At 57.7% G+C, this 14,074-nt stretch carries 6 protein-coding genes; 2 read left to right on the top strand and 4 right to left on the bottom strand.

The window, feature by feature from the left end; translation table 11 throughout:
* Positions 1-4: 4 nt before the first annotated feature.
* On the bottom strand, positions 5-568 hold the full coding sequence (tadA, locus tag WJU23_RS11155) for a tRNA adenosine(34) deaminase TadA (protein WP_346332645.1): 564 nt from the start codon (positions 566-568) through the stop codon (positions 5-7).
* Complete coding sequence (gene ftsY, locus WJU23_RS11150) at positions 565-1,410, bottom strand: signal recognition particle-docking protein FtsY (RefSeq protein WP_346332644.1); 846 nt, start codon at positions 1,408-1,410, stop codon at positions 565-567. The genes tadA and ftsY overlap by 4 nt, the downstream gene beginning before the upstream one ends.
* Positions 1,411-1,543: 133 nt before the next feature.
* On the opposite strand from ftsY, the gene WJU23_RS11145 reads away from it, so the two are divergent.
* Positions 1,544-2,536, top strand: coding sequence for a PmoA family protein (locus tag WJU23_RS11145; protein WP_346332643.1), 993 nt, complete (start codon positions 1,544-1,546; stop codon positions 2,534-2,536).
* A 98-nt stretch (positions 2,537-2,634) separates the two neighbouring features.
* Here the strand turns inward: WJU23_RS11145 and WJU23_RS11140 are convergent, their stop codons facing one another.
* Positions 2,635-4,344, bottom strand: coding sequence for a hypothetical protein (locus tag WJU23_RS11140; RefSeq protein WP_346332642.1), 1,710 nt, complete (start codon positions 4,342-4,344; stop codon positions 2,635-2,637).
* Between the two features lie 198 nt (positions 4,345-4,542).
* Between WJU23_RS11140 and WJU23_RS11135 the strand changes: the two genes are divergently transcribed.
* Positions 4,543-7,647: a PSD1 and planctomycete cytochrome C domain-containing protein gene (locus WJU23_RS11135; RefSeq protein ID WP_346332641.1), complete on the top strand. Its 3,105-nt coding sequence runs from the start codon at positions 4,543-4,545 to the stop codon at positions 7,645-7,647.
* 20 nt (positions 7,648-7,667) lie between these two features.
* Here WJU23_RS11135 and WJU23_RS11130 read toward each other — a convergent pair whose 3' ends face one another.
* Positions 7,668-13,964, bottom strand: a complete 6,297-nt coding sequence (locus WJU23_RS11130; RefSeq protein WP_346332640.1) for an autotransporter-associated beta strand repeat-containing protein — start codon at positions 13,962-13,964, stop codon at positions 7,668-7,670.
* Between the last annotated feature and the right edge of the window lie 110 nt (positions 13,965-14,074).

Raw genomic sequence — 14,074 nt, 5'->3', positions numbered from 1 at the left:
CCGGCTAAGGGCCGTCAAAAACAGTGCCATCGCTGGCGGTGGCCTGGCCGCTCAGGCCTTTCACATGCACCTGGCCCAGGGACTTGCGTTTGCGTGCCTCGGCGAAGAAGGCTTTCAACAAGGACACGCTTTCATCCGCCAGCACGCCAGGCGTGATCTCGCTTCGGTGGTTCAGATTCGGCGCTTGCAGCAGATTCCAGAATCCACCTGCCGCACCTCCTTTGGGATCGCCACAGCCAAAGATGACGCGGCGGATGCGGCAGTGCATGATGGCTCCGGCGCACATCGGGCAGGGCTCTTTGGTAACGTAGAGATCACAATCCGCCAGCCGCCAGTCTTCCATAGCGCTTTCCGCCTGGGTCAGCGCGAGCATCTCCGCGTGAGCGGTGGCATCTTTAAGCGTCTCCACCTGGTTCCAGGCCCGGCCGATAATCTGGCCCTGGTGCACGATGACCGCACCTATGGGCACCTCGTCCTGACGAGCGGCCTTTTGCGCCATGCGCAGAGCTTCCCGCATGTAATGCTCATCTGAAACCACATCAATGAGCGGCGGCAGTTCGATGCTCACAGCAGTTCCTCCACAAAACGTTTGGAATCGAACGCCTGGAATTCCTCCACTTTTTCCCCCAGGCCGATGTAACGGGTGGGCACGCCCAGCTCCTGCTGGATATTGACCAGGATGCCGCCCTTGCCGCTGCCATCCAGCTTGGTCACAATGACGCCGGTGACCTTGATGATCTTGTTAAACTCGCGGGCCTGCTGAAGCGCATTCGCCCCTGTCGTCGCATCCACGACCAGCAGCACCTCATGTGGCGAAGTGCTGTCCTTGCGGCCCAGGATACGATGGATCTTTTTCAGCTCCTCCATCAGGTTGTGCTTGTTGTGAAGGCGGCCTGCAGTGTCGCACAGCAGAAAGTCCGCCCCTGTTTTTACCGCCAGGTCATAGGCTTCAAAACAGACCGAGGCGGGATCGCCATTTGGCGGCCCTTTGACCATCGGGATGTTCAGCCGCTGGGACCAGACTTCCAACTGCTCCACCGCCGCCGCGCGAAAAGTGTCCGCTGCCGCCAGCACCACCTTGTGCCCGCCTTTGTGCAGGAGATGCGCGAGTTTGGCCGTCGAGGTGGTCTTGCCCGTGCCATTGACACCGATCACCAGCACCACCTTCGGCTTGCCGTCCAGGCGGGTCAGCGGCTGCGCGGTTTCCGGCAGGATCTTACGGATATGCTCACGGGTCACCTGCACAATGTCCGCGCCGTGGAGCGTTCGCGCTTTGTCCTTCAGTTCATCTACGATCTGCAAACTCAATCTCGGCCCCAGATCACCGGCGATGAGCGCCGCCTCCAGGTCATCCCAGTCAATGTCGGGTTTGGTAAAGCGTTGAATCAGGGATTTGAAAAAGCCGGCCATAGGGGGTCAAAGAAATGAAAGGGCAGTCTGCTTACTCAGAAATGAGCCGTCCGCCATCACGGAATGATGAATGGATGCCGGAAGAATATGCATTGCACAGACGTTGGTTTATGTCCTTGTGCCACATTCACTCATGAAGTTCACGCCCCTCTTATCCGCCCTTCTGCTTGGCTCTTTCAGCCTCAGTTCCACCGCAGCCACTTTCACCGTGGAAAAAACCTCTCCCGGTGGAGCCATTGTGAAAATTGACGGTCAATTTTTCACAGAACACGTCGTCGATCAGGCCAATAAGCCCTATCTCTGGCCCATCATCGGCCCTGGCGGCCAGACCATGACCCGCGCTTATCCCATGAAGGAGATCGAAGGCGAGCAGCATGACCATCCCCATCATCGCGGCCTGTGCTTCGGTCACGAAAACATTGGCGGCTATGACACCTGGGCAGAAGCCTCCACCTTTGGCGAAAGCAAAAACCCAAAGTACGCAGAACGCGTCAAGCATCTCGGTGCCATCAAGCACCGCGAGTTGAAGGACATCAAGGAAGGCGAAACAGCCTCCTTCACCACCGTCTCCGACTATGTGGACCCAACCGGCAAAAAGACCCTCGAAGAAGTCCGCCGTCACACCTTCAAGGTCGTGGGTGACACCCGCATCATTGATGTGGACATTGACCTCATCGCCACCGAAGGCGACACCCTCATCGGTGACAAAAAAGACTCCGGCATCAGCATCCGTGTCCCGACCGAGATGGCGGTCGAAAAGGCCAAAAACACCCCAGGCAGCGGCAAGATCATCAACAGCGAAGGCCAGACCGATGCTGACGCCTGGGCCAAGCGCGCCACCTGGTGCGATTATCACGGCATAGTGGACGGCAAGCACGTCGGCGTCGCCATGCTGAACCACCCCAGCAGCTTCCGCCACCCAACTCCCTGGCATGTCCGCACCTACGGCCTCTTCACCGCCAATGCCTTTGGCCTTCAGTCGCTGGACCCGAAATCTGAGACCGGTGAGTTCACCTTGAAGAAGGGTGAGAAAATCACCCTTCGCCACCGCTTCATCTTCCATCTGGGCGATGAAAAAGCGGCCAAGATTGCGGAAGCCTTTGCCGACTACGCCAAGGAGCCCTGAGCAATGACAATAAAACAGGGCACCCGAATGAATCCAGATGCCCTGTTAAAGAAACGATGGGAAGGAGTGAGGCCCTCAGGTCTCACTCCTTTGTTTTATCAGGCCAGGTCTTCAATGCTGGAAACCCAGGGTGCGGGGCCATTGAAGCCGTTGTTGTAAACAGGATCAATGAAGTAGGCGATGTCGTAGCCAGTTCCGCCATAGACATCCACATACCAGTTGAAGTCATTGCCGACGTTTTCCACGGCAGGATTGCTGCCGGCGTAGAAGATGTCATCTCCAGCTCCCATGTTGATACGGACATAGCCGTCAAACCAGCTATAGATGCCCGGAACTGTCGTATCCGTATCGAACCTGATTTCGTCAAAGCCACGGCCTGTGCTGACGGTCACATTACGGTCGAAGATGCCATTGCGCACTTCTACATAACTGTCCGCACTGCCACTCATGTTCACATTCACATTGCCGCGGAAGTCACTTTCGAAAAGCCGGACCTCATCAACAAATCCAAAAGCGGCATTGGTGGTGATGGTCAGATTTCCAAAAATATCTGCGTGCAGAATCTGTACATCAGCGTCTCCAGCCCCCAGTCTTAGTGACACAGGGCCATAGATGCTGATCAGGTCAGACCCTCCTTCAAACTCTCCAACGTCCACCAAGTCATAACCTGCACCCCCGGTGTAGCGCAGGCTGCCAAAATCCCCTTCCACCGCGTTGATTCCCATGAAATTGGATCCGCTGGATCCAGCCATGCTCACCGTTCCGGTCACGACGGCTGTGGGACCGTCCACGATGAAGGTGTCATCGCCAGTTCCACCTTTGTAGGTCAGATTTTTCGTGATGCCGAGGTATTCAGAGGTGAACAGATCCAGGGTGTTAGTCCCGGCACCGCCGGTGAATGCAAAATGACCATCCACAACGACATCCCGCGCTTCCAGAAGGAAATAATCCACCCCTGAGCCGCCTTTGTAGGTGAGCCCGCTGGCACCCAGTTCATCCAGGTCTGTGGTCACGACTGAATTGTTGCCATTGCCCAGCCGCATGGAGAAGACCCCTTCTACAAACAGGTCCCCCCGCAGGGTGACGATGTCTTCGCCAGCTGCCGACTGCAGAGTCATGGCCTTGGTGACGACCAGGGAATCGGAACCAAAATCACCAACGATAAAGTCCGTGAAGCTGGCCGTGGTGGTACGCATCGTCAGGCTGCCGTTCACTTCTCCAATCCCTGTGCTAAAGGCAAACAACTGCCCCTCGAAGGCGGTGCCGCCGGCTGTAGCCAAAATGTTTCCATCGGAAAGCAGGGTGTCGGCACTCACATCAAATGTATTGGCCCCCTTCCCAAGATTCACATTCATCCCCTTGGCAAAGTAAAGTTCACCGCCTGCGGTGAAAAGATCATTGCCGTTGCCCATCACCACCTTGGTCGTTCCAAAAATGCTGGCGGAGGCCAGCTCGACAATATCATCTCCGTCCCCCGTATTGATATTCAGTGTCTTCGGGATCAAAACCCCGTCGAGCACCATTTCATCATTTCCGCCTCCCAGAGTGGCTTTCACGGAATCGGGGGCATCAAAGGTCAGAACGGATTGCGCAGCACCACCGTTAAGGCTGAATTCGGTCGTTCCTCCCGGCAGTGAGGAAATGGTCCACTGGTCACCGGACTCCGTGATAATGAAGTCGTTGTTTTGCGCATCTCCGGTGATGGAGAGCGCACCCGCAGCGGTGAGGTTTAATGAGACCAGACCTGCAGGTGCAAAACGCGCCTCCAGGACTTCAAGAACAGAAAAGGGTAAATCGGCAGTTTTCATGGGGGGAAAAGCAGTTGTTCAGGAATAGACCACCCCAGAGATTGAAATATTCATTGATCGTTAAAAATCATGACTTTCATGGACATCTGCACGGTGGGCTGCCTGCAATAGCCATGTTGTAAAGCAGCGGACACCATGCTGGCCCGAAAACAGGACTCGCCCGGCGACGTATAAACAGAGAGACTATTTTCTCATTCCATGACACTTCGCCTGCTTATTTTTCTGCCTTTGTTTGCCTCTGCCGCCCAGGCAGCGGACAGGGGAAAGCTGAGATACAACCGGGACATCCGTCCCATCCTTTCCGATAACTGTTTTGCCTGCCACGGGCCGGATAAAAATCATCGCGAGGCGGACCTCCGCCTGGATGTCCGTGAAGCTGCCCTGGAAATGTCAGCCATCGCGCCCGGCCAGCCGGAAAAAAGCAGCCTCATGGAGCGCATCCATAGCCATGATGAAGACGATGTGATGCCGCCCCCGGAATCAAAAAAGACCATCACCGCCACCCAAAAAGAAACATTGGCGGAATGGATCCGGCAAGGGGCCGAATACGAGCCCCACTGGGCCTATACCCCGCTGCAAAAGCCGGAACTGCCTGCCAGCAAAACTGCAAATCCGCTGGATGGTTATGTTGAGGACGCCCTAAAGGCCAAAAAGATCACCCCTTCTCCGCTGGCCGATGCCCGCACGGTCATCCGTCGCCTCAGCCTGGATCTCATCGGCCTGCCACCAACCCCGAAGGATTCAGCCGCTTTCGAAAAAGCCTTCGCCAGCAATCCGCAACAGGCCGTTCAAGCGGCGACGGACCGCCTCTTAAAATCACCTCATTTTGGTGAGCGCTGGGCCACCTGGTGGCTGGATGTGGCCCGCTTTGCGGACACGGTGGGATTTCATGGCGACCAGAACCAGCGTAACTTCCCTTATCGGGATTATGTCATCGCCGCATTTAATTCTAACAAGAAGTTTGACCAGTTCACCCGTGAGCAGCTAGCTGGCGACCTGCTGCCCAATCCCACCCAGGAGCAGCTTGTGGCCACGGGTTTTAACCGGCTTAACATGATGACCCGCGAGGGCGGCGGCCAGGCCATGGAATACCTGGCCAAATACCAGGCTGACCGCGTGCGCACTGTTGGCGGAACCTGGATGGGTGCCACCCTGGGCTGTGCCGAGTGCCATGACCATAAGTTTGACCCCTATACGGCCCGCGACTTCTATTCCATGTCTGCCTACTTTGCGGATGTGAAGCAGTTTGGCATCTATGCCAGCTACCGTTATACCCCCGTGGAAGAGCTGACGGGCTGGAGCAATGAGCACCCCTTCCCGCCTGAGATCCAGGTGGACAGCCCTTATCTGAAAGCCCGTCTAAAAAAGCTGAATGCTGAAATGCACCGCACGGCGATGAAGTCCCTGCGCGCCGCTCCGCCTGAGCAGGTGGAAGCCTGGAAAAAAGAAACCCTGGCCGCACTGGAAACACGCCCGGACCCCTGGTTCACCCTCCCTGCCCAGGCCACCACCGCCATTGCCCCACCCGCCCGCAAGGGTCCTGCCCCCAAGCCTAAACCCAACGCTCCCAAACCGGTGGATGAATCCACCATCACGTCTGGGGAAAATGGCAGCTTCCTCATCAGCGGCAAAGCTGCCCAGAAAACCACCCTCAGTTTCACAGCCACAGAGCCAGTCAGCATCGCAGCAGTCCGGCTTGAACTTTTGCCACATGTCTCGCATCAGGACAGCATTGAGATCAATGGCGGCAGCAGCGGTATGACGCTAGTGCCCGCCTTTGCCATGCGTGCAGCCGGGAACAAGAAGGATGCCACCATAGCGGTTCTTCACGCTGATGCCCCGCTCAAGGAGCCCCGTTATTCGGGTACTGCTGAGATCCCCGGCATTTCCACCGGCTGGAAAACCTCTGGTAAAATGGCCAAATCCCTGCACTCCTCCATCTGGCTCATGGATCAACCCGTCCGCTTGAAAGCGGGTGAGAGTTTCATTGTCAACCTGCCTAACCATAGCGCTGGAAATTTGCGCATCGGCCTGTCCTCCATCGCCCCGCCTGCGCCGTTGGCCAAAGATTGGGTTCAGCCCCTGGCTGCCGCTTTAAAGAAAGACTCCCCCTCTCCGCTCATGGCCCGCGCCTGGATGCAGCAATCCGGGCTCGCCTCTCCCGGCGCGCGAGCGGCCTGGAAATCCATCCATGCCCAGGCCTTGGAGTGCAATGATGGCAAAGCCTGGACCCAGGTCACTGTCGCGGTCAAAGAGCCCCTCACCATCCGCCGCCTGCCGCGTGGCAACTGGATGGATGAAAGCGGAGAAATCTGCCCTCCTTCGCCACCTCAATTCCTCACCGGGAAAACAGCCGTGGACGGCCCCCGGCAGACCCGCCTGGACCTTGCCAACTGGCTCACTTCTTCGGAAAATCCGCTAACGGCGCGCACCTTTGTCAACCGCCTCTGGAAGCAGTTCTTCGGCAACGGTCTCTCTCAGGCGGTGGATGACCTCGGCGCCCAGGGGGAGACGCCCACACATCCCGAACTGCTCGACTGGCTGGCCGTGGAGTTCCGCGACAGCGGCTGGGACATCCAGCACGTCATGCGCCTCATCGTCACCAGCCAGACTTATCTTCAGGACAGTCGCACCCGGCCTGAGCTGCAGGACCTGGATCCCGGAAACCGCCTCCTGGCTTTCCAAAATCCGCGCCGTCTGGATGCTGAATTTGTGCGCGACAACGCCCTCTTCGCCGCCGGTCTGCTGAATCCGGACATCGGCGGCCCCAGCGTGAAGCCCTACCAGCCCGGCGGTTATTATGAGAACCTCCAGTTTCCCAGCCGCGACTACATCGCCAGCACCGATGACCGCCAGTGGCGGCGCGGCGTTTACATGCACTGGCAGCGCACCTTCCTGCACCCCATGCTGGCTAATTTTGATGCGCCTGCCCGTGACGAATGCACCGCCACCCGGAATGTCTCCAACACCCCGCAACAGGCCCTCACCCTGCTCAACGACCCCACCTTCGTCGAAGCTGCCCGCACGCTGGCAGAAAAGCTGCCTGCGGGAAGTGATGAAATCCGTTTAGAGGAAATCTTCCTCCGCACCCTCGGCCGCAAACCCAAATCCGCCGAAACGCAAAGTTTGTTAGGCTTTCTCAAGAGCCAGCGCCAGGTTTACCATACCGCCCCTGAGGACGCTCAAAAGCTGCTCACCACCGGATTGCGCCCCGCCCCCACCGGCGACCTGCCTGAACTCGCCGCCTGGACCAGCGTCTGCCGTGTCGTCCTCAACTTGCATGAGACGATCACCCGTTATTGATGAGGTCAAAAGGGCTTGGATTAACGTCTGCGCCTTCCCAGCAATACCATCACTCCCATAGCCATAAACAGAGCCCGCGACGGCTCCGGGATGATATTAATCAGGGCGATGCTGCCATGGTTTGTCAGGTTGGTGATGTCCCAGGCATAGCCGCTGCCGAAAATGTTCGGCAGATTTAAGCCTGGTGCCTCATCGCCATTGCCGAACAGAGGCCCGCTATAGCTGTAATGATTGGCAAAGATGGGGGCAGAGACAAGTCCCGACCAGTCGAACAGATTGAAAATCTCCTCCTGGACAGGAACAAAGGAGTCCGCAGCAACGGTCAAATTTCCGGCAAAAGTCAACGTGGTGCTGCCGGTGCCAACAAAATTGAGCAGGTCCGAAGTGCCGCCAGCCTGGATATCCAGAATAATGGTGCTGCCCGCTTCAAATGCCAGCGCACCGCTTCCGGCCGAGGGTTGGAAAGTCAGTGTTCCGTAGTTGCCTGAGGCAATGCCATCACCGGCATTGATCACGGCACCCGACCCTGCGGTGAATGAAGAACCTTGAACAATACCTGTCCCGGATAGCATGCCACCATCGGCCACTGTGACGGCCCCGGTTCCTGTCCGCCCCTGTCCACTGACACCCACTTGCAGGACACCCTCGCTCACAAGAGTGGTACCCGTATAAGAATTGAGACCGGCCAGAACCTGGGTGCCAGCTCCCGTTTTAAAGAAGGACAATGTGCCATCTATGTCCAAGCCGTTGCCATCCCGGAGGATACCGCCAAAGCTCTGGCTCCCGGCGCTCACGTTCACCGTCAGCGTGCTCACCCCTTCAATGCCAGACTCATTTTGCACAAACCCTTCCCCCGCGGTGCTGCTCAGGCCCCCGATGGTTTCACTGCGGTTGTTGAGCGAAAAGACACCCGCCACACTGCCGCTGCCACTCAGGGTAATGATGCTCGAATCTGCGATCTGGTTGTTGTTCAACAACCTCAGTTCTGCCGCCGTGCTGCCGCCCCCCAGATTGATGTTACCCGGAACTGCCGTCACGCCCGCCGTCTTGTTCAGATGCATGCTTCCGGCCAGAACGGAGGTGATACCACCATAGGTGTTCGCCCCCGTTCCTGAGAGCAGCAATAGTGTAGATGCAGTGTTTTGAGTGACCGTGGTCACATTGCTTCCAATCACGGCGCTGATCGTCGTGGCACCAATGGAAGTGCTTGTGTGAGTGATGGATCCCACAGGATTGATCGCCGCCACAGAGAAGGTCATAAGCCCCTGGTTGGTGGTGTTCCTCAGCAGCAGATTACCGGTGCCGGAGATCCCGCCACGCAGCGTGGCCGTTGAGGCGGTGCCACCCGTTCTGCCAATCGTCAGGTCATGGTTGTCCAAGGTGATGGCACTGTCCCAAAAAGTGGTGGATGACCCCACGCTTAGAAGCAGCGTGGCAATCCCCGTATTGCCGCCCTGGACGAGAATAGGCTGCTTGATGGATGAACTGCCGCTGTTGTGGGTGATTCCCAGCGTCACATCTTGATTACCTGTGCTATCCCCAAGGATGATCTGGTTGGTATCTGCACCGAAGGTGTTGTTATTGGAACCTCCTGTCACGGTGCCTGCTTTGATGACCAGCGTTCCCTGCCAGGTATGGGCTGTTCCACTGTTCTGAATGATCGAACCCAGAATCAAGCGTGTCATCGGGCTGTCTTGCACCACACTGGTCACATTTGGCCCAATGACGGCGGTAATTGTCGTCGCACCTGTCGAAGTCCCTGTGTGCACCAGGGTGCCTGCATGATTGATGATGCTGCCAGAGATGTTGATGGGACCTGTGGAGGCAGTGTTGTTCAGCGTCACATTGCCTGTTCCTGTAATGCCGCCGGTCAGGGTGCTGGTGGTGGAGGTGCTGCCTGTTTTTTCAATCGTGAGATCATGGTTGTTCAGCGTGATCGCTCCCTCCCAGGTCGTGCCGGATATCCCCACACCCAGCAAGAGGGTGGACACCCCCGTATTGCCACCCCTGACCACCACCGGCTGCCGGATCGTCCCCCCGTCATGAGTGATGCCAACCGTGGCATCTGCATTGCCACTCGTAGCCCCCAGTGTGATCACATTCGTGTCCAGGCCGAAGGTGTTGTTATTCGCACCGCCCATGAGCAGACCCTCATTGACAAAGATGCCGCCGTTGAGGGTGTTGGCCACGGCCCCAAAAGTCAGCGTTCCACCATTCACCACAGTAGCTCCGCCGTAGCTGTTGATCCCGTTCAGGGTCAGGATCCCATTGCCGGTCTTGGTGAGTCCGCCTGAGACATTGTCAGCCGTGCTTACCGCCCCCGTGGTGGCACCCGTGCCGCTGCCGCCAATCAATGTCACCGTTGGCGCAGAGGTATAATCCACGCCGGGATTTGTGATGAAGATGCTTACCACCTGCCCGTAGGTCGGGCTCAGCGGATCCAGGTCCACCACGGCGGATGCCGTCGCCCCGCGCCCTCCGCCTCCACTGATTTCCACAAAAGGCGCTCCAATGTAACCACTGCCGCCACTGGTGAGAGGAATGCTGGTCACCCCCTGGCCGCTTGGGGCATTCAGGTCCACCACCACGGTGGAGTTAAAACCGTTTGTATCAAACACCGCACCTCCGGCATATCCTCCAAAAGGCCCGTTAAGATACGCGGTCAAAGTGCCCGCCCCTCCCGTGCCCGAATACCCGATAAAATTGGCATTGTTGACTGCCGCCCTGAGAACTCCGCCGTTAAAATTCACATAAGAAGTGGTATTGGAGTCAGCCGACCTGAAATGCAAAATGCTGTTAGTCAGCACCGTGCCTCCATTCAAATTAAGGATTCCGGTCGCCTGGGCCGCAGCCGTATTGTTCTGGCCAAAGGCGATGCTGCGGCCAGCAGCATTTACCTCTCCTCCAGCGATGGTCATCGCACCCAACCCCTCGCTCAGCCCCTGGAAAGCCAGGGAAATATTGGCCGTGGCAGGGCTATGATTCCAGGCTCCGCCCGTCATGGTCATTTCCCAGCGGCGGCTGCGCATGATGACGTACTCCCGGCTTGTCAAAGTCCCGCCCGTCATTTGCACTACCCCCACCGAGGTGGGGAGTGTGCCATTGCCCGCTTCCAGACGGTTGAGTAAAATCGAGCCCTCTGAAAGAAAGATGCCACCGTAACCAGAAGTTCCAAAAGCTATTCCCGCACTTGTGGTGGCGGTCGTCAGCGTGAGATCAGCTCCTTGAACCACCAAAGAACCCGCATAGGCAGCCGTCGTGCCTATGGCCATTGTCGCCGTCGAATACCCGGCACCAGATGACAGGCGCAGCATCCCTGGCGTGGCCGAGCCGACCGTGGAGGCGGCTGTACCGGTATCCACTACGCCCCGGATATCCAGCACACCTGCTGCTGCGGTCAATGTCCCGCCCAAAGTCACGTTGCCAGTCAGCAGCAAAGTGCCATTCAGCGTCTTGGTCATCCCAAACGCACCACTTGCCGTGATGTCCGACGTAATGGTCAGATCAGCCGCCGCATTGATGCTGTCCCCGATCGCGAAAGTCCGAGTGGCAGACAGTTGGAGCGTGCCGCCCGTCACAAAGGCAGGCTGGGCACCGCTGACGAGTATGGAATTCGGCGTCAATGCCAATGTGCCCCCAAGCGTCAGCACGCCCCCTTCTCCAATATTCAGGCTGGCCTGGGTGGCTGCACCGCTGGAAGTTCCATAAAAAGTAATGCCACCGGACGTCCAGTTATGTCCGTTCAAATCCAAAAACGCCACCGCCGGACCGGCAAAATTCCCCAGCGACACATTTCCCCCAGGGAGGGCATTGTCCATTCCAGCAATGATCCCGCCATTCGCGATGGAAGTCGTCCCGGTATAGGTGGCCACCGTGTTCAGAGTGAGCGTGCCGCTGCCATTTTTGCTGATGCTCAGCGCCCCCGTCAAAGTCCCCGAAAAGACAGTATTCAATGCCGTCGTGGCCGTGACCGAACTGCTGCCAATGGTCAGAGACGTGTTTGTCCCCCCCGAATTGGTAATGGTGCCTGTGCCGGAAATGCCTCCGGTGACAGCGGAGAAATTGTTCAAGTCCAGGGTTCCGCCCGTAGCGACAATCACTCCCCCGCCCGCACTGGAATTTAAAAACAGAGCCACCCCGCCCCGCAGGGTTGCTCCTGCGCCGATGATTGTCGGTCCGCTGTGCGTGGTCGTATTGTTCAGCACCAGGGTGCCCGTATTGCTAAGAGTCAGGCCACCTGCGCCCGAAAGCATGCCCGTCGTGGCACTATTGATTGTCAGGGTCGTGGATGGAGCGATGTCAAAGGTGGCGTTCCCTCCTGGAAAACTGAAAGTATGCTGGCCATTTCCGCTGGCGGGGATGGTCAGGTCAGCCGTCGTGCGGAAGGTGGCTCCGTCATTGATGGTGATCACTGTTGGTGCTGCAGCAGCTCCCAGTTGGTCAAGGGCACTTACGCTCAAGACGCCTCCATTGATCCAGATGCCGCCGGAAAAGCTGTTCGCCGCTCCCAAGACCAGCGTTCCTGGACCTGCTTTGGTCAATGTGGAAGCTCCAACTCCATTCATAATCGTGGTATTCAACGACAGCGTCCCCGTTCCGTATTGATGGATGACCAGATCAGAATTCGTTGCCGTGGTGCTGGCAAGAGAACCACCCGTCAGCGAGTAATCCACCGTCCCGGTAAAGAGCAGCCCGCCGCCACTCAATGATAACTGATGCCCATTGAGATCCAGCGATTGACCGGCCCCGCTTGTGATCAGTTTCAAAGTTCCCGTGCTGCGGCTCCCTGCCAGCACCGCACTGCCGGTCAATGCCGAATTGGCCGTATCCGTCCCTGCCGATACATCCAGCGGAACATAACCCGTGTAGCCAATCAGTGGCGTTCCTGCACCAGTATTCGTCGCCCAGTCAAAACCACTGCCATTGGTGAAAATGAACCGTCCGCCAAAAATGCCAGATCCCCCGTTGCCAGCGGTCGTAGTGGTCACCTGGGTATTGGCGGGTGCTTGGACTAGCAAGGAAGCCCCGGCTGTAGTCGGATGGGCGAGCGTGCCCAGGGTCAATACCGTGCTGCCCCCGCCGCCACCGTCCACCAACACGATCTGCCCTCCACGGGCTCCCAAGGTCACATTTCCCAGCGCCTGGCTGACGGCCGCCCCGCTGCGCCCGGTGATCATCAAAGTCCCCCCGGTGAAACTCATGGAACGAGAGGTCAAAATATTGGCCGTCGAAGTCCTATTGGTGGCAAAATCCACATTGACCGTCCCTGCCCCCAGCGTCCAGGCACCCGAGGCTGTCCCCGGCGTGGCAGAGGTAATGCTCAACATACCGCCACCTGTTTTTACCAGTGTTGCAGTCCCATTAAAGCTGCCTGAAAACGTCGTATTCTGAACCCCCAGCACATTGCCCAAAGTCAGGGCTGCGCTGGCTCCAGTATTCGTTATCATCCCCTCGCCGCTGAGTGAAGCTACGGTGGTGGCAAAGCCGTTCAGGTTCAATGTTGCGCCGGCCGCTACAGTAAGTTGCGTCGTCGCTGGCAAAAAGGAAGCCACCCCGCCACTCAGGGTTCCCTGCAGAATGTTTGTCGTGCCGAGGTAAGTGGAGGCAATGCTGATGAGAAGGGTTCCATCACCCGTTTTGGTCAGCCCGCCATGCCCGCGAATGAATGCGGTGGAGACACCCAGAGTCTGATTTTCAGAAACCCGGAAGGTGCCGCCCGCGCCGCCTAAATTAATCCCGTTGGTGATCATTGTGCTTGCGGTGCCCTCCAGAATGCCACCGTTTAGAGTCAGCCTTGCGCTGCCCAAGCTGACACCGTCCTGGATGCTCAAGGTACCCTGGGTGACTGTCATGGCGATGGCAGCAGCGCTGTTATTTCCCTCCAGCGTCAGCGTCCCTGCACCCGTTTTTGTCAGATTCACGATGCCCACCAATCCAGGTGCAACGGAAAGCGTGCCGTCCAGTGTCAAATCACCCGCACCGCTAAACAACACATCACCGCCCAGGATCACATTGGCATTCAGTGCTGCGGACTCACTGGCATTGGTCACTGCAACCGTCGGCATCCTGCCAAAAAGGGTCAGCGCCTGACCACCGCCTGAAATCGTATAACCAGAGGTATTGAAAACAAGACCGCCAGCACTGATCGCTGCCCCCAGGCTGACCGTCCCGGCCTGCCCGTCAAACACAGCGATATCAGACAGCCTGTTGTCCCAGGCTTTCATCACCCCGCCCTCATTCCACCGCAGGAGGGTCGCATCCCACACGCCAGTCCCTCCAGACCGCTCGCCAGGACTTCCGTCAGCCTCCCAGGACAAGTTCGCGGCACTTACGGAAATGCTGACTGAACCAAGCACTACACTGGCAGCCAAAGAAGAAGAAATATGCCTTTTGAAGGCACTCAGAAGGTTGATCATGACGCGGGGGC

Origin of the sequence: Prosthecobacter sp. SYSU 5D2 (genome assembly GCF_039655865.1) — a bacterium.
Classification (GTDB): Bacteria; Verrucomicrobiota; Verrucomicrobiia; order Verrucomicrobiales; family Verrucomicrobiaceae; genus Prosthecobacter.
The sequence above is the reverse complement of the archived record's forward strand: the minus strand, read 5'-3'. Positions and strand labels throughout refer to the sequence as shown.